This is a genomic window from Nocardia suismassiliense (assembly GCF_900269665.1).
GTDB classification, from domain to species: Bacteria; Actinomycetota; Actinomycetes; order Mycobacteriales; family Mycobacteriaceae; genus Nocardia; species Nocardia suismassiliense.
In genome coordinates, this window is the sequence record NZ_LT985361.1 from 1,178,800 (window position 1) to 1,194,613 (window position 15,814).

Below are 15,814 nucleotides of genomic sequence, written 5' to 3' on the forward strand. Positions count from 1 at the left end.
TCGGCACGTCGGCTTTGCGGGCGGGTGTTCTTGCCGCGTGGCGTGATTCGCCGACCCGGTTGCGCGAGGACGCGGCGACCGAGGCGGATCTGGTGCGGGCCGGGTACCGTGACCGGCTGCTGACCGAGCTGGCGCAGAACGCCGCGGACGCGGCCGCCAAGGCGGGGGTCGCCGGGCGGCTGCTGGTTCGGCTGGACGACGGGGTGCTGCATGTCGCCAATGCCGGTGCGCCGCTGGATGTCTCCGGTGTGCACGCGCTCACCGCGCTGCGGGCGTCCGGAAAGTCGGATGTCACCGCTGTCGGGCGGTTCGGTGTCGGTTTCACCGCGGTGCTGTCGGTCAGTGACGAGATCGAGTTGCGTTCCGCGACCGGGTCGCTCCGGTTTTCTCGCGAGCTGACCTGGGACGCCCTGCGACAGCACAGCATTCGTATCCCCGAGAGCTCAGCGGAGGACGTAGACGGTTTCGTGCCACCGGTGCTGCGGATGACCTGGCCGATCGAGGCCGCGCCGATGGCCGGCTTCGATACCGAGGTCGTGCTGCGGTTGCGCCCGGATGTGGACGCCGCCGCACTGCTCGCGGGTATGCACGCGGAAGCCATCGATCTGCTACTGGAACTGCCTGCGCTACAGAGCATCACGATCGATTCGGCGGAGTTCACCAGCACGACCGCCGATCTCGAGAACGGCTTGCAAGAGGTGCGCGTCACCGGCCCCGAGGACGCACACCGAGTCTGGTGGCAGTACCGCGCACCACACGCCCGCTGGTTGCTCCCGATCCGCAACGGCAGGCCGATCCCCGCCGCCCCCGACGTGCTGCGCGCCCCGACCCGTTCCGACGAGGAACTGTCCCTCCCGGCCTTGCTGATCGCCGACATAGCCATGCAACCGGACCGCCGCCGCCTCCTCCCCGGTGCCCGCCTCACCGAATTGGCCGCCGGTTACGCCGATTTCGCCCGCGCCCTGCCGCCCCGCGACCGCCTCGTCCTGGTCCCCACCCCCGCCTTCGCCCGCAGCGAAGCCGACGGCCTGCTCCGCGAAGCCCTCGTGCGCGACCTCCAGACCCATCCCTGGCTGCCGGTCGTCGCCACCCGGCACACCACCCCAGAAGTCGCTGACGACGCAGCCACGGGCCTGTACGACCCCACGCTGCCAGAAGGTTCGCCCGCAAGCAGGACTGCCGAAGCCGACGTCGCCGTCCCGACCCGGGCGAGCGCGCTCACCGGCCTGACCGAAGACCTGGCGCGACTGCTCGATGACGTCGTCGGCCCCCTGGTGATCCCGGAGTTGTCCGGCCGCGGGCAGGCCGAGGCGCTCGGCGTACTGGATGTCCACCGCCTGGGTTTGGCGCGGTTGGCCGAACTGTCGAGCGGACTGGAGCGCCCGCCGCACTGGTGGTACGCGCTGTATGCGGCGCTGGAGCCGTTCGTGGTGGATCCACTGGCAGCCGAAGAGCTTGGCGCGCTTGCTGTTCCGCTGGCCGACGGGCGGCTGGTCACCGGTCCGCGTACGGCGGTGCTCGACGATCAGCTCGAGGTCGCGATCCCGGTGCATTGGGCCAGGCTCGTGCACCCGGAGGCCGCGCACCCGCTGCTGGCCCGGCTGGGGGCGCGTTCGGCGACCGCCGAAGATCTGCTGAGCGAGCCCGATCTCCGCGCCGAGCTGGAAGACCACCCGGACGACCCGGACATCACCGATGCCGTGCTGCGCTTGGCCGCGCACGCCGATCCGGCCGCCCTCCCATCCTGGCTCGGGCTGCTCGAATTGCCCGATGCCGACGGCGAATCGCGGCCCGCCGACGAACTGCTGCTGCCCGACGCACCGCTGCGTGAGCTGCTGGTGGAGGATTCACCGTTCAGCTCGATCGACCCCGCCATGGTGGAACGTTATGGCGCGCAAGCGCTGCGGGCCATCGGCGTCGGCTGGGACTTCAGCGTGGTGGTCGAGGCCGATCCGACCGGCCCGGACCACGACCTGGACGACGAGGACGCCTGGTGGTCGACGCTGCGGGAGGACCCGCCGGAGCTGGCCGCCGTCCGCGATCTGGACCTGGTGGACGAGGCCGCGTGGCCGGAAGCGTTGTGGCAGTTGGCTTCCACGCCGCGTACCCGCCGTCTGCTCACCGACCGCGACGGTTACACGGCGTGGTGGTTGCGCGCCAACGCGCGCATCGACGGCACCCCACTGGGTTTGTTCCGTCACCCCACGGACACCGAATTCGCCGGTCTACTCCCGACCTTCGCCGTGCCCGGCTTGACGGAGGACGCTGCCGCGGTCCGCGCGATACTCGCCGACCCTTCGGTGATCACCCCGGAATTGGCCGCCGCCTTGCTCGAGGCTCTCGCGGATTCCGCGAAAACACCTACCCCCGAGGTCATTTCGCGAACCCACGCGCGATTGGCCGCCGCTGTCGCCGCCGAGCACCTCGATCTCGCCGACCTCGAGCTGCCGGATCGGGTCCGCGCACTGTCCGGCGCAGTCGTCGATCCGGCGCAGGCCGTCGTCCTCGACCAGCCCTGGTTCGGTTTCGCACTGCCCCCGAATCGCCTGGTAGTCGGCGATATCGACAACGCACCCGCGCTGGCGACGCTGCTCGACCTGCCGCTGGTTTCGGAGTCCGTCACCGCCGAGGTGCTGAGCGCGGGCCGCCGCACCAGCTGGTCCACCGAGCCGCTGGGTGTCGTACTGCGCCAACTCTTCTCATTGCCGCCGCAGGAGGGCGACCTGGTGCTGCACGACGACCTGACGGTACGTCTGCACGGCGCGGTGGAAGCCACTGCCTCGGTGCCTTGGTGGCGCGAGGGCGACACCGTGCACTTCCGGCTGCCGCGGTAGCGAATCCGGCTGTGCCGCAGCGGTAGCGGGCTAAGCCGCGTACTCGGAGATCATGTGGCTGAGCAGATCCAGCTGCGCACGCACGCTCTCGCTGTCGTTGTCCACCAGCCAGCGCAGCACCACTCCGTCGATCACATTGAGAGTGAATCGGCTGAGCGAGGTGAGCGGAACCGACCACTGATTCCCGGTCGCGTCGCGCGCGTGCTCCAGGATGTCGGCGACGGTGGAGTCGTTGAAGTTGTACTGCTCGCGGGCAATCGCGAGTTTCGCCGGAGTTTGCTCACCCTCGCGCAGTGCGTAAGTCGTCGTTTCATAAGTGAGCAGTTGACGTTCCGGAGTGGCTTCTATGTTGAGCCACATGAGTTCCAGTCCCGCGCGGATCAATTTTTGAAGTGCTTCTTTTCCACTTCCGACGTCCTGCCATACCGTTTCATTGGCGTCGACAGAATCGCGTAATTCCATCGACAGCGCCTTGACCAGCTCGGTCATCAGCGCATCCTTGTTTTCGAAACAGTAATGGACCACACCAAGCGAGACGCCCGCCGCTTGGGCGACATCGCGCGTGGTCACGCCCGCAACGCCCTTTTTTTCGGCAAGACCGATCGCGGCCTCGATAAGGTGGGCCCGTCTTTCTTCGACGCTCAATCGGGAGGACACCCAAGGGAGTTAAGCGCTCGCGAAGCGTGCAGTCAATTCGTCGGTGGAAAAATCTCGACTGGACGAGTGACCAGTTGTGTGGTTCAGTGCCATCAGATCGAAGGAGGCGCGTATGTCGCTGTCGCGCAGAGCCGTTCTTGCCCGAAGCGTTGCCGGTTCGGCGCCGCTGGCCGCCGCGGCGGCGGTGCCCGCCATGTCCGGCCCGCTCGGCGCCACGGCGGCGGCCGTTCCCGGTTCCGGCGGGTACGAGATCGGTGTCGGACTTTCCGACATCACCGGTCCGGCCGCCGAATGCGGAATGATGGGTTATTCCCAGCTCGAGCAGCAGACGGCGGGCATCCACCTGCGCCCGCGCGCCAGGGCGTTCATCATCGGTCACGGCGGGCGGCGCATCGTGTTCGTCGTCGCGGAGAACGGCATGATCTTCCAGTCCGTGCACCGCGGCGTGCTCGCCGAGCTGGCCCGCCGCTTCGGCGATCGGTACACCGAGCAGAACGTGCTGCTCACCTCGACGCACTCGCACGCGACCTGTGGCGGCTCCAGTAACGATTACGCATACAACCTGTCCATCTTGGGTTTTCAGCAGCAGGTGTACGACGCGGAGGTCGACGGCATCGTGGCGGCCATCGCCGCCGCGGACGCCGATCTCGGCCCCGGTTCGCTGGCGCTCGGGCGCGGCGAGCTGCACAACGCGAGCGTCAACCGGTCGCGGGTGGCCTGGGAACTCAATCCGGTTGCCGATAAAGAACACTTTCCGGATGCCATCGATCCGGCGGTGACCGCGCTCTCCCTTGTCAAGGGCGGTCGGCAGGTCGGCGCCATCACCTGGTTCGCCACCCACAACACCTCGATGACCAACGAGAATCGCCTGATCAGCTCGGACAACAAGGGTTACGCGTCCTTCGCCTACGAGCACATCGAGCACGGCGTGCGCTACCTCGACGGCGCACCGGATTTCGTCGCCGCCTTCGCGCAGACCAACGCGGGCGACATGTCGCCGAACCTGAATCTGCGCCAGGGCTCCGGTCCCACCGAGGACGAGTTCGAGAACACCCGCATCCTCGGCGAGCGCCAGTATGCGGCGTCGAAAGCCGCACTGGCCCAAGCGCGATCGATGAGCGGACCGGTCGACTCGATGCTCTGTTACATCGACCTGGCCGACATCGCCGTCGACGGCCGGTTCACCCCGGACGGACAGCCGCGGCGCACCGCCCCCGCGGCGGCCGGCGTCTCGCTCATCGCGGGCAGCATCGAGGACGGCCCGGGGCTCCCCGGCGCGCCTATCCCGGAGGGGGTGCGCAACCCGTTCCTGCAGGCGCTGGGTGGCCAGGATGCCCCCGTGCCGGCGTGGCTCGCGGATGCCCAGGCGCCCAAAGCGATTGCCGTGCCGTTCGCGCTGCTGCCGCCGGTCGCATGGGTGCCGAATGTGCTGCCGATCCAGCTCGTCCGGGTCGGCGAGCTCTACCTGGCCGCCGCGGGCGGCGAGTTCACCATCACCTCGGGCCTGCGCGTGCGCCGTGCCGTCGCCGCCGCGCTCGGTGTGCCGCTGGAGCAGGTGCTCCTGCAGGGCTACGCCAACGCGTACCACGAATACGTCACTACCCCTGAGGAATACGACTCCCAGCAGTACGAGGGCGCCTCGACCCTGTTCGGCCGCTACACCCTCTGCGCGTACCAGCAGGAATTCGCCCGGCTGGCAACGGCATTCGCCGCCCGCCAGGCGGTGCCGCGCGGCCCGGCACCGCGCGATGTGTCCAACCTGCAGCCGAATTTCCAGCCCGGTGCGGGACCGGACACCGTCCCGCTCGGTCGCACCTTCGGCGACGTGCTGACCCAGCCTGCCCCGGCGTATGCCCCTGGCACCCAGGTCGCGGCCGAATTCGTCTCCGCCCACCCGAAACACAACATCCGCCGCAACGGCACCTTCCTGGAAGTGCAGCGGCAGCAGGCGTCAGGGGAGTGGGTGCGGGTGGCCAACGAGGGCGAATGGGCGGTGAAGTTCTTCTGGAGCAAGCGCGGCACGGCCGAATCCGTGGCGCGGTTCACCTGGGACATTCCCGCCGACGCCACGCCGGGGCGGTATCGCTTCCAGCACTACGCCGACAGCCTGAGTCCCGACGGCGCGCTGCACCCGTTCACCGGAACTACCAACGACTTCCAGGTCGGCTGAGGGCCTCACAGCCCCGTCTGCGCACCCTTGTCGCCGCGGCGCGCCCCGCGCCGCTGGATCAGGAAAATCCCCAGCGCGAGCACGCCGACCACCATGCCCATCAGGCAGACCGGCAGCACCGAAGCCCACCGGTCGCCGGTGGCCCACACCACCACGGTGGCGAGCAACCACAGCGCGCTGCCGACCGCGAGCACCGGCCGCGGGTCGGTGAGCCGCGCCGGGATCTGGGGCACTTTCTGCGTCACAGTCATAGCCTAGCGGCGAGAACACACGTCGGACGCGCACCCTTCCCGTATCGTTCACCTCTGTGACAACGCCATCCGATGTTCGAGCCCTCGCTGGTGAGCTCTCACTGGCGGTGGTTCGTCTGACGCGTCATCTGCGTGGCCGCCGTGCCGACTCGCAGATTTCGCTGACGCAGCTCTCCGCCCTCGCGACCCTGTCTCGCGACGGCGCGATGACCCCCGGGGCGCTTGCCGCCAAAGAACGCGTCCAGCCGCCGTCGATGACGCGCGTCATCGCCTCGCTCACCGATCTCGGCTTGGTCGAACGCAAGCCGCATCCGACCGACGGCAGGCAGATCATCGTCTCGCTGTCCGACGCGGGGTGCGCCCTCATCGCCGATGAGACCCACGCCCGCGAAGCCTGGATGACCGAGCAGCTGTCCAACCTCACCGAGGATCAGGTCGTGGTGCTCACCAAGGCCGTCGCCATCATGAAGCAGATCGTCGCCGAATCCGAGTGACCTTGCCCGGCCGGTGCTTTCGCCGGTGCTAGCGGGCGCCGAACGGCTGGTCGCTGTCCACGATGTCGCGCCCGAGCGGGAACAGCGACAGCGGGATCAGCTTCAAATTGGCCCAGCCGAACGGGATTCCGATGATCGAGATGAACAGCGGAATGCTGGTGAGCAGGTGGCCGAGCGCCAGCCACCAGCCCGCGACGACGACCCAGATGATGTTGCCGATCAGCGACCCCGTGCCCGCGCCCGGCTTCTCCACCGTGGTCCGGCCGAACGGCCACAGCGCGTACGCCGCGATCCGGAACGACGCGATGCCCCACGGAATCGTGATGATGAGAATGCAGCAGATGATCCCGGCCAGGATGTAGCCCAGTGCCATCCACAACCCGACGAACACCAGCCAGAGAACGTTGAGGACGAGCTGAATCGGCTTCATGCCCACCAGCATGCCAGCAGAGCGGCGATCCGGACATTTCTCCTCGATCACAGTTCGCCGCTCGACGGCCTGACTCAGAAGAACCAGCCCAGTACGGCGTCGCGGTCGGTGCCGAAGGCTGCTTCGAGGGCGTGCAGGTGGTTGGTGTCCTTGGCCTGCAGGCGGTTTGCGGCGGCGAACACCCGAGCGGGGTAGGCACCGAGGTACATGCTGCCCAGGACGTCGATGCCGAGTTCGATATCGGCGGACCCGGTTGTGGGCGCGCACTCGGCGATGCCGTCGCGCACGGTGAGCGCGAACGTGCCGCCTGCCTCGCGGAACGGATCGGTCACCGCGAGTACCAGATCCAGGTCCCGCTGATAGGTGCGGGCCGTGAGCGCCGCGGGAATGTCCATGAGCCGCAACCACAGTCCGTCATAGCGTCCGGTGGTTCGCACCAGCCGAGTGTCGGTCAGCAGGTAGGGCAGCGGGTCGTTGTCGCTGAGCGTGGCCGACACCTGCTTGACCAGATCGAGCCCGAGCAGCGCCCGCCAGAGCGCGGCATGGGCTTCGGTGGTCACCGCGCGCAGCTCGACCACGTCGACGTCCATGCCGGTTTCGCGGTAGTGGTAGCGGTACAGGGCATAACCATCCGGGTGGGTGAATACGAAAAGGCTGGTGCCACCGCGCCGGGAACGTTCCGCGTCGGCGAACAGCCCGGCCCAGGAGGCGTCCGGGCGCACCTGCGCGGCGGGCACGAGCCTGCGCCACCGGTCGTACACGGCCTTGATGTGCTCGGCGACCTCGTCCGGCGCCGCCAGGTCGACACCGCCCGGATCCGGGGCGGTCGGCCGGAATTCGGCGAAGCGGCGATCGAGGGTGACCGCGTTCTCGCGCACCGTCGGGCCGTAACCGAAGCGTCCGTAGATGGTGGCTTCGCTCGCGGTGAAGATGGTCAGCGGCAGCCCGGCCGCCTCGGTGCGGCGATGCTGCTCGGTGTACATCGCGCGCAGAATCCCGCGCCGCCGATGCGTCGGCGCTACCCCGACCGCCGCGATTCCGCAGGCGTCGACCGCCCGTTCGCCGGGCACGGTCACCGTCATGGTCCTGGACTGCACGTGTCCGACGATGCGCGCGCCGTCCGCCGCCACGATCGCGTCCTCCGGTGGGAACAGCTGCCGGTAGCGGTCGAGCTCGTCGTTGTCCGGTCGACCGCCGAAGGAGGTGGCCACCAGCGTCCGGATCGCGGTCGCGTCCTCGGGGGTGGCCGATCGAATGGTGATGCCGTGCGTCAGCGTCATCGTTGCACCCTGCCACGCCGCGACACCGCGCCGCACTCGAATTTCGGCGGGCGCACGAGCGGCCTTCGCCAACCGCCTGCACGCGCCTCCCCACCGGCGGAAATCACACCTGTTCCGGTGTTTGTCCGGTTCACCCGGCAGGATGTAGCCCGTGGCCGAAGTGATCGATATCGACGACCCCGCCGACCCGCGGGTCGATGACTTCCGCGACCTGAAGTCCGCCGACCGCCGACCCGATCTGCCCGGCCGGAAGGGCCTGGTGATCGCGGAGGGTGTGGTGGTCGTGCAGCGGATGCTGGACTCCCGGTTCGCACCGACCGCGTGGCTCGGCGTGGAGAAGCGCCGCGAAGAACTCGCGGACGATCTCGTCGCCGTCGACGTGCCCTACTACCGCGCCTCGGCCGAGGTGATGGCCGAGGTGGTCGGCTTCCACCTCAACCGCGGTGTGCTCGCCGTCGCGCGCAGGCCTGCGCCACTGGAGCTGGACGAGGTACTCGACAAGGCGAGCACGGTGGCCGTGCTGGAGGGCGTCAACGATCACGAGAACATCGGTTCGATGTTCCGCAACGCGGCCGGTCTCGGCGCGGCGGCCATCCTGTTCGGTGACCGGTGCGCCGACCCGCTGTATCGGCGGGCGGTGCGGGTGTCCATGGGCCACGTGCTGCGCGTTCCGTTCGCTTCCGTCCCCGACTGGCCGGACGGTCTGGATATACTGCGGCGCAAGGGGTTCCAGATCATCGCACTCACGCCGAACCCGGCGGCGGTGAATCTGGCCACGGCGATGACGGGGGAGCGGGTGGCACTGCTGCTCGGTGCCGAAGGACCGGGTTTGAGCGAGGACGCGATGCGAGCCACCGACGTGCGGGCGCGCATCCCGATGTCACCCGGCACCGACTCGCTCAACGTCGCCACCGCAGCCGCGATGGCTTTCTATGAGCGGGTACGGATGTGAATTACCCGTCGTATCGAGGTCCGACCCCGTGGGGCGCCGGCGTCGGCGTCGCGGTCATGGTCGCGCTGCTGGCGACTGTCGCGGTGTTCTCCTTCGGTCGTGCGCTCGCCGAGGTGCATCCGCTGCTCGCGGTGGCGGTGAACCTGATCGCGGCGGGCGGCGCCGCGCCGACTGCCTGGCGGATGCGGTGGGCGCCGGTGACCAGGTGGGTGGTCGGCGGTGGTGCGGCGGGCGTGCTGCTGGGGTGGGTGGCGTTGCTGATCAACGGGTTAGCGGGCTGAGACGTGGTCAGGACACCCGGTCGTGCCCGCGTAGCCAGCTGAACAGGCCGCGTTTGGGGCGCACGCTGTCCGGCTCGTGTCGCGGTGGGGCGAGGGTGGCCGGGTCGGGCGCTTGGCCTTTCGGATACAGCGTGAAGCCGCACACCGCGACGTCGCCGGGGACCAGCGCGCCCTCGGCGGCGGGGGCGCGGTAGTGGAAGCCGAGCCACTCGTTGTTGGCGGCGTCGGCGAAATCGGGTGGGTCGAACGGCAGCGTCTGCGGGTCGGGCAGCTCGCCCGCGTGCCAGCGCACCGGATGTTCGCCCGCCCAGTACGGGCGCTCCCAGACCAGCGGCAACCCCTCGTCCTCCAGGATGTTCACCCGGCTGGAACTGAACGCCCTGCGGAACTCGCCACGCTCCCAATGCGCGAACGCACCCCAGCCATGCGCGGTGTCGAAGGACACCAGATAGGTGTGCTCGGAGGCCAGCGGGCGAACCAGCAACTCCGGCAGCTCGGTCGGGTGGATGCGGGCGGCCTGCGCCGAACACACCACCGTCACACCGGGATAGCAACCGATGTACACCTCGTCGAGGTCCGGACCCGCACAGCCCGCGAGCGTGCCGACCATGATCGGCAGCACGTCCCGGTCGCTGTGCAGCTGTTTCGCAAGCGCCAGTGCGGCATCGGGATCCGGATCATGGTTGGCGCGCAGTACCGTCAACGGATCGGGTGCGTCGACGTACCAGAGCGACGAAGCTTTCGATAGCATTTCCGGCACCTCCCGATGGTTGCACGAATCAGCTCCGCGAACTTCGAGCAACGCACGGGGTTTCGAACAATTCACCGCTGTGGTGAATCACCCGACGCCGTCGCGCGCAGTCGACAACACACCAAAAAATCTACTCGCCTCGAGCCCGTCCAGGCGCACCTTCCGCTGCTGAACACGCTGGGGAACCAGCTATCCGGTCGCGCGCAATGCTGCGGGGTAACTGACGAAGGCACGCCACCGTGGTGGCGTGCCTTCTTGTCGTTCGGCTTTGCGGGTCTTGCTCAGTGGCCCGAGCTGCGGACTCCGAGCAGGACGTCCTCCCAGGACGGCATGGGTGCCTTGCCGCGCTTGGTGCGGGCCGGCTTGGCCGTCGTCTTGCCGTTGGCGGCCGGCTTGGCCGGTTCCTCGGCGGCGGGCTTCGTCGACGCGGCGGGCGCGGGCGGAGCGGTTTCGGCGGGGGGCTCGGCCGGCGGAGTCGGGGCCGGCGCGGTGGGCGCGGGCGCCGGGCTCGACGCGGCGGGCGTCGTCGTGGTTGCGGCAGTGGGGGTTGCGGTCGCGCCCGCGGTGATGGCGGGGGTGCTGCTGCCACCGGCCGCGACGGCGCGCTGCTCGTAGTACTCGTCCAGGGTGGGCTGGCTCTGCCGGGCCGCGGGGCGCGCTGGCGGCGCCGACGGAGTGGGGCGTGGCTCGACCACCGGCTCCGGCTGCGGCGCGGGTGCGGCCACCTCGGGCTCGGCGGGCAGGATCGTCGCGAGACCGCGTAGCGCTCGGCCGAAGTCGGGATCGATCAGGTCGGAGGCGGGATCGTCGAGCGGGGAGACCGAGCCGCCGTGCGCGTCGGGCTGGTAACGCCAGTGCGCGGCGATCTCGGAACGCCCGTTCTGCCACTGCAATTGGGCGACCCAGAAGCCTTTTTCGTCTTTCCAGGCGTCCCATTCGGCGCCTTCGATGTTGTGCCCGCGCTCGGTGAAGGCGGCGGTGACGACATCGATGAGGGTTTCCACGGCGGGGCCGTCGGGGCGGACGGGATGCGCCTTCTGCGCGAGTTCGGCGGCGCGGGCACGCTCCAGCAACACCGGGTAGGCGAACCGCTCGACGCGGCTGGCCGGCATGCCGGATTCTTCGGTGACCTGGTCGACGGAGGCACCGGCCCGGATCCGAGCCTGGATATCGCGAGGACGCATAGTTGCTTCCATTTCGATCTCTATCTGGCCGAATCGGGCAAGGTCTCCGCGTGCTGCGGCTCGTAGCTTGTCGTCGGCGGGAAGCCGGTACTTCGCTCCGGACTCGGTGTCGATACACACGATGTGCGTGGAGTCGGGCGTCACCCCGATCACTCGAAGTTCACGCACCGTTACCTCCTTACCGCGTCGACTCGCGACACCGCCCACTTTCCGAAACAGTAGTGCACTTCTGGGATCCGTGGGGCGAGACACGCGGGGCGGAAATCTCTGTGCAGACTCCCGCACCCCGCTAATCTGCTCTGTTCGACTTGGCGCAGCACCGGAAGCGGCGTGTCGATTGTGGCGTGTCGCGCTCGGATTCGGCTGTCGTCAGCCCAGATTCTGCACGACCCAGTCGATGCTACGGGTCAACTGGCTGATGTCTTCCGGGTCGATGGCCGGGAACATGCCGACGCGCAGCTGGTTGCGGCCCAGCTTGCGGTACGGCTCGGTGTCCACGATTCCATTGGCACGCAGCACCTTCGCCACCGCGGCCGCGTCGACCGAGTCGGCGAAGTCGATGGTGCCGACCACCTGCGAGCGGTGCGCCGGGTCGGTGACGTACGGCGTGGCGTACTCGCTCGACTCGGCCCAGTTGTACAGGCGCGACGACGAATCCAGCGTCCGCTTGACCGCCCAGTCCAGGCCGCCGTTGCCGTTGAGCCACTCGATCTGGTCGGCGAACAGCAGCAGGGTGGCCAGCGCCGGGGTGTTGTAGGTCTGGTCCTTGGTGCTGTTGTCGATCGCGATCGGCAGCGACAGGAACTCCGGGGTCCACCGGCCGCTCGCCTTGATCTCGTCGACCCTCGCCAGCGCGGCCGGGCTCATCAGCGCGACCCAGAGTCCGCCGTCGGCGGCGAAGCACTTCTGCGGCGCGAAGTAGTAGACGTCGGCGTCGGTGATGTTCACCGGCAGACCGCCCGCGCCCGAGGTGGCGTCGATGGCGATCAGCGCGTTTTCCGAGCCCGCCGGGCGCTGCACCGGAATGGCGACACCGGTGGAGGTTTCGTTGTGCGCCCAGCCGATCAGGTCGGCCGATGGGTCGGACACCGGCTCCGGCGCGCTGCCCGGCTCGGCCGAGATGACGATCGGGTCGCCGATGAACGGGTTGCCCTTGGCCACGGCGGCGAACTTGGAGCTGAACTCACCGTTGGTCAGGTGCAGCGAACGCTCGCGGATCAGGCCGAAGGCCGCGGCATCCCAGAACGCCGTCGTGCCACCGTTACCGAGCACCACCTCGTAACCGTCGGGCAGGCCGAACAGTTCGCGTAGGCCCGAGCGCACCCGCGCGACCACATCTTTCACCGGCTTCTGCCGGTGACTTGTTCCGAACACCGAGGCGCCGACCGTCACCAGAGACTGCAACTGCTCCGGTCGCACCTTGGAGGGGCCACAGCCGAACCGTCCGTCGGCGGGCTTGAGGTCGTCGGGAATCGTCGGGAACGCAGTGGTCATGCCGAACAGGGTAAAGCGTGTCGGACCAGCTCGGTTCGTGCGGGTCGGCAGCTGTGCCCTCCGCCACCGGCGCTCGCGCGGGCGCCCGGTGCCGGAATTGTCACGGTCCACTCCGGTTGCGGTGGTATTGCTGTGTCGCGCACCACACTCCAGCTAACCTTTGCGCCCATGAACATGGCGCCGGCTAACTCGGGGTGGCGATTGCTCGGTCGACGACCACGGACCTTCGGGCCGCGCATCGGCGCGATGTCCGACAGCGCGCGCCGGGAGTTGCTGCTACACGGCACCCTCGGTTCGGCAACCATCCTCGGCGTGCGGCCGAGCAACAAAGCGGTCGCGGGCGAGCACGACGCGGACGGCTCGTCGCCGTGTCAGGTGTTCTGGGTGCGGGTCGAGGTCGACGGGATGGCGCCGTACGAGGCCAGGGTGCGGCAGCGGGTATCCGCGGCGAACCTGGAGTGGATGCAGCCGGGCGATGTCGTGTGCTGCCGGGTCGACCCGGGCGACCGGGATCGCTTGGTGCTGTACGTGCCCGATTTCGCGGAGACCGGCCGGGTCAGCGTCGCGAAGATTCTCGCCGACGGCCGCCGCGCCGACGCGACGGTGCTCGCCGCGGCCCCGGTCGCCGCGGACTACGTCGGCCGCGACGATCCGGTGCTGCGCCTCGACCTCGAACTGCGCGCGTGGGACGAGCCGGCCCCGTGGCTGGTCCGGCTCGTGCAACCGGTTCCGCTGCCCGCGATCGGCCTGATCGATCTGGGCCAGCACCTGGAGGTCGCCTTCTTCACCGTCGATCACGGCGAGTCGGTGGCCGTCGACTGGGACGCCTCCCTCGGCGAGGACTGACCCGGCCTCACAGGTGGACGAAGCTGAACCCCATGTCGCGCAGGGCCGGCAGGACGGCGATCATGCCCGCGCCGGTGCCGGACTGCGGGCGGTGCATATGGGCGAGCGAAATCGCCCCCGGCGCAGCGGCATTCATCGCGGAGCGGACCTTGGCGGCGCTCGCGGTCGCACCGTAGTCGGCGTTGATGCTGAAACCGACGGGGGTTTCGCCCAATTCGTGCACGATGGCGACCGCGACATCGTCGTAGTGCGCAGTGCCCGCGCGGAAGAAGCGGGGCGGCTTGCCGACCAGCCCCGTCAGCCGCTCGTGGTTGGCCCAGACCTCGTCGGCCGCCTCCTGCGCCGAGCCGGTGCCCGCGATGCCGTAGGCGGCGCGACCGTTCACCGACAGCGGCTTGTGTGCGACACCGTGATTGGCCAGCTCGAACAGCGGGTTCACCGCCAACTGGCCGGCCCGCACCGGGTTCGCGTCGATCCAGCGCTTGTTCAGAAACAGGGTCGCCGGAATCTGCTGGGTGACAAGAAAATTGATGAGCGAGTCGTCGATGTCGTTGTTGCCCGGCCCACCGCACGCGTCGAAGGTCAGGGCCAGCTGCTTGCCGGTGGCCTCGAAAGTGCTTGTGATGCCCTGCATTTGCACGCCCCACCGCTGCGGCTGGTCAGCGGCGTGCCTGGCGGCCACCGCGGCGGGTGAGTTGTCCGGTGGTGGCGCGGTCCTGGAGGCTACGGCGGCGTCGCCGATCGAGGTCCGGGCGCGGGTCGAACTCGGTGCCGCGGCCGCGGTATCGCTGCGCGCGGTACCGCATCCGGTGGCGGCGAACCCGGCGGCCAGTGCGGCGCCGACGCCCAACATCCGCCGCCGCGACATTCCTCGTTCCTGCACCCGGCCCTCCTCCGTCCGTCCGGACCCGGATGCTACGCGAGCCGAATGTCCTATTGGTGCAGGACATTCGGCTCGCGGTGATGCGTTTCAGCTATTGCTAGGCGTGCTGAATGCTCGCCCAGCCCGCGACGTCGGCAGGCTGACGCGGCGCCGGTCCGGTGTAGATCGCCGCCGGGCGCACCAGCTTGCCGAGCTGCTTCTGCTCGAGGATGTGCGCACACCAGCCCGCGGTCCGGCCACAGGTGAACATGGCGGGCATCATGTGCGCGGGCACCTCGGCGAAGTCGAGGATCACCGCGGCCCAGAACTCCACGTTGGTCTCGATCGCCCGGTCCGGGCGACGCTCACGCAGCTCGGCCAGTGCGGCCTGCTCCAGCGCGGCGGCCACCTCGTAGCGCGGCGCGGCGAGCCGCTTCGCGGTGGCGCGCAGCACGCGGGCGCGCGGGTCCTCGGCCCGGTACACCCGGTGCCCGAAGCCCATCAGCTTTTCCTTGCGGTCGAGGATGCCCTTGACCAGTGCCCGTGCGTCGCCGGTCTGCTCCACCTCTTCGATCATCGGCAGCACGCGGGCGGGCGCGCCACCGTGCAGCGGGCCCGACATCGCGCCGATCGCGCCGGACAGCGAGGCCGCGACATCGGCGCCGGTGGAGGCGATCACGCGCGCGGTGAAGGTGGAGGCGTTCATGCCGTGCTCGGCGGCCGACACCCAGTAGGCGTCGATCGCCTCGGTGTGCTTGGGGTCCGGGTCACCCTTCCAGCGGGTCATGAACCGCTCGGTGACCGTGTTGCACTCGTCGATCTTCTTCTGCGGGACCGCGGGCTGGTAGATGCCGCGCGCGGACTGCGCGACGTAGGACAGCGCCATCACCGAGGCGCGGGCCAGGTTGTCGCGCGCGGTTTCGTCATCGATGTCCAGCAGCGGCTGGTAGCCCCAGATCGGGGCGAGCATGGCCAGGCCGGCCTGCACGTCGACGCGCACATCACCGGTGTGCACCGGCAGCGGGAAGGGTTCGGCGGGCGGCAGGCCGCGACCGAACTCGCCGTCCACCAGCAGGGCCCACACGTCGCCGAAGGTCACCTGGCCCTCGACCAGGTTCTCGATGTCGACGCCGCGGTAGCGCAGCGCGCCGCCGTCCTTGTCGGGCTCGGCGATGTCGGTGGTGAACGCCACCACACCCTCGAGGCCGCTGACGAAATCGCTGGGTACGGCGGTCTGCCCGGTAGGCACCGCGGGGCTGGTAGTCATGTCGGGACTTCTCCTTGCACTTCGGGACGCGCTCCGTAGCGACTGCTCGCAGCTCGCTAGA

Annotated in this window: 15 protein-coding genes; 6 read left to right on the forward strand and 9 right to left on the reverse strand. The window is 69.1% G+C overall.

The features are described 5' to 3' along the window. Positions 1-14 precede the first annotated feature (14 nt). Positions 15-2,834 (forward strand): sacsin N-terminal ATP-binding-like domain-containing protein, encoded by a 2,820-nt coding sequence (locus tag DBO33_RS05415; protein ID WP_107654041.1) that lies wholly within the window; start codon positions 15-17, stop codon positions 2,832-2,834. Positions 2,835-2,864: 30 nt separating this feature from the next. On the opposite strand, the gene DBO33_RS05420 is transcribed toward DBO33_RS05415, so the two are convergent. Next, positions 2,865-3,479, reverse strand: a complete 615-nt coding sequence (locus tag DBO33_RS05420; RefSeq protein WP_228540917.1) for a TetR/AcrR family transcriptional regulator — start codon at positions 3,477-3,479, stop codon at positions 2,865-2,867. Between the two features lie 124 nt (positions 3,480-3,603). Here DBO33_RS05420 and DBO33_RS05425 point away from each other — a divergent pair, with 124 nt between their 5' ends. Then, a complete protein-coding gene (locus DBO33_RS05425) occupies positions 3,604-5,661 on the forward strand; it encodes a neutral/alkaline ceramidase (RefSeq protein ID WP_107654042.1) in 2,058 nt (685 codons plus the stop codon). 5 nt (positions 5,662-5,666) lie between these two features. Here DBO33_RS05425 and DBO33_RS05430 read toward each other — a convergent pair whose 3' ends face one another. After that, positions 5,667-5,912 carry a DUF2530 domain-containing protein gene (locus tag DBO33_RS05430; protein WP_107654043.1) on the reverse strand — a complete coding sequence of 82 codons (246 nt, stop codon included), beginning with the start codon at positions 5,910-5,912 and terminating at the stop codon, positions 5,667-5,669. 56 nt (positions 5,913-5,968) lie between these two features. Between DBO33_RS05430 and DBO33_RS05435 the strand changes: the two genes are divergently transcribed. Next, complete coding sequence (locus DBO33_RS05435) at positions 5,969-6,406, forward strand: Rv0880 family HTH-type transcriptional regulator (protein WP_107654044.1); 438 nt, start codon at positions 5,969-5,971, stop codon at positions 6,404-6,406. A gap of 28 nt (positions 6,407-6,434) precedes the next feature. Here the strand turns inward: DBO33_RS05435 and DBO33_RS05440 are convergent, their stop codons facing one another. Together DBO33_RS05440 and DBO33_RS05445 are read right to left on the reverse strand one after the other, a co-directional pair. Further along, positions 6,435-6,836: a YccF domain-containing protein gene (locus DBO33_RS05440; RefSeq protein ID WP_107660004.1), complete on the reverse strand. Its 402-nt coding sequence runs from the start codon at positions 6,834-6,836 to the stop codon at positions 6,435-6,437. Between the two features lie 74 nt (positions 6,837-6,910). Beyond that, on the reverse strand, positions 6,911-8,116 hold the full coding sequence (locus tag DBO33_RS05445) for a GNAT family N-acetyltransferase (protein WP_107660005.1): 1,206 nt from the start codon (positions 8,114-8,116) through the stop codon (positions 6,911-6,913). 151 nt (positions 8,117-8,267) lie between these two features. On the opposite strand from DBO33_RS05445, the gene DBO33_RS05450 reads away from it, so the two are divergent. Continuing rightward, entirely contained in the window at positions 8,268-9,068 is an 801-nt protein-coding gene (locus DBO33_RS05450; protein WP_107654045.1) for a TrmH family RNA methyltransferase, read from the forward strand. Continuing rightward, the gene (locus tag DBO33_RS05455) at positions 9,065-9,349 is read left to right on the forward strand and encodes a DUF2537 domain-containing protein (RefSeq protein WP_107654046.1); all 285 of its coding nucleotides are present in this window, start codon (positions 9,065-9,067) and stop codon (positions 9,347-9,349) included. Before DBO33_RS05450 ends, DBO33_RS05455 begins: the two co-directional genes overlap by 4 nt. Before the next feature lie 7 nt (positions 9,350-9,356). Here DBO33_RS05455 and DBO33_RS05460 read toward each other — a convergent pair whose 3' ends face one another. From DBO33_RS05460 to serC, 3 genes are all read right to left on the reverse strand, one after another. Next, positions 9,357-10,100: a DUF6928 family protein gene (locus tag DBO33_RS05460; protein WP_107660006.1), complete on the reverse strand. Its 744-nt coding sequence runs from the start codon at positions 10,098-10,100 to the stop codon at positions 9,357-9,359. Positions 10,101-10,381: 281 nt separating this feature from the next. Beyond that, positions 10,382-11,452 carry a septation protein SepH gene (sepH, locus tag DBO33_RS05465; protein WP_107654047.1) on the reverse strand — a complete coding sequence of 357 codons (1,071 nt, stop codon included), beginning with the start codon at positions 11,450-11,452 and terminating at the stop codon, positions 10,382-10,384. A 201-nt stretch (positions 11,453-11,653) separates the two neighbouring features. Then, a complete protein-coding gene (gene serC / locus DBO33_RS05470; protein ID WP_107654048.1) occupies positions 11,654-12,778 on the reverse strand; it encodes a phosphoserine transaminase in 1,125 nt (374 codons plus the stop codon). A 168-nt stretch (positions 12,779-12,946) separates the two neighbouring features. On the opposite strand from serC, the gene DBO33_RS05475 reads away from it, so the two are divergent. Beyond that, positions 12,947-13,624 (forward strand): hypothetical protein, encoded by a 678-nt coding sequence (locus DBO33_RS05475; protein ID WP_107654049.1) that lies wholly within the window; start codon positions 12,947-12,949, stop codon positions 13,622-13,624. Positions 13,625-13,631: 7 nt separating this feature from the next. Here the strand turns inward: DBO33_RS05475 and DBO33_RS05480 are convergent, their stop codons facing one another. Further along, positions 13,632-14,507 carry a polysaccharide deacetylase family protein gene (locus DBO33_RS05480; protein WP_234390702.1) on the reverse strand — a complete coding sequence of 292 codons (876 nt, stop codon included), beginning with the start codon at positions 14,505-14,507 and terminating at the stop codon, positions 13,632-13,634. 97 nt (positions 14,508-14,604) lie between these two features. After that, positions 14,605-15,753 (reverse strand): citrate synthase 2, encoded by a 1,149-nt coding sequence (locus DBO33_RS05485; protein WP_107654051.1) that lies wholly within the window; start codon positions 15,751-15,753, stop codon positions 14,605-14,607. Positions 15,754-15,814 lie beyond the last annotated feature (61 nt).

Coding starts and splice junctions, on each gene's coding strand:
- DBO33_RS05425 (WP_107654042.1), top strand. CDS start 3,604: ATGTCGCTGTCGCGCAGAGCCGTTCTTGCCCGAAGCGTTGCCGGTTCG.
- DBO33_RS05430 (WP_107654043.1), bottom strand. CDS start 5,912: ATGACTGTGACGCAGAAAGTGCCCCAGATCCCGGCGCGGCTCACCGAC.
- DBO33_RS05440 (WP_107660004.1), bottom strand. CDS start 6,836: ATGAAGCCGATTCAGCTCGTCCTCAACGTTCTCTGGCTGGTGTTCGTC.
- DBO33_RS05445 (WP_107660005.1), bottom strand. CDS start 8,116: ATGACGCTGACGCACGGCATCACCATTCGATCGGCCACCCCCGAGGAC.
- DBO33_RS05460 (WP_107660006.1), bottom strand. CDS start 10,100: ATGCTATCGAAAGCTTCGTCGCTCTGGTACGTCGACGCACCCGATCCG.
- serC (WP_107654048.1), bottom strand. CDS start 12,778: ATGACCACTGCGTTCCCGACGATTCCCGACGACCTCAAGCCCGCCGAC.
- DBO33_RS05475 (WP_107654049.1), top strand. CDS start 12,947: ATGAACATGGCGCCGGCTAACTCGGGGTGGCGATTGCTCGGTCGACGA.
- DBO33_RS05485 (WP_107654051.1), bottom strand. CDS start 15,753: ATGACTACCAGCCCCGCGGTGCCTACCGGGCAGACCGCCGTACCCAGC.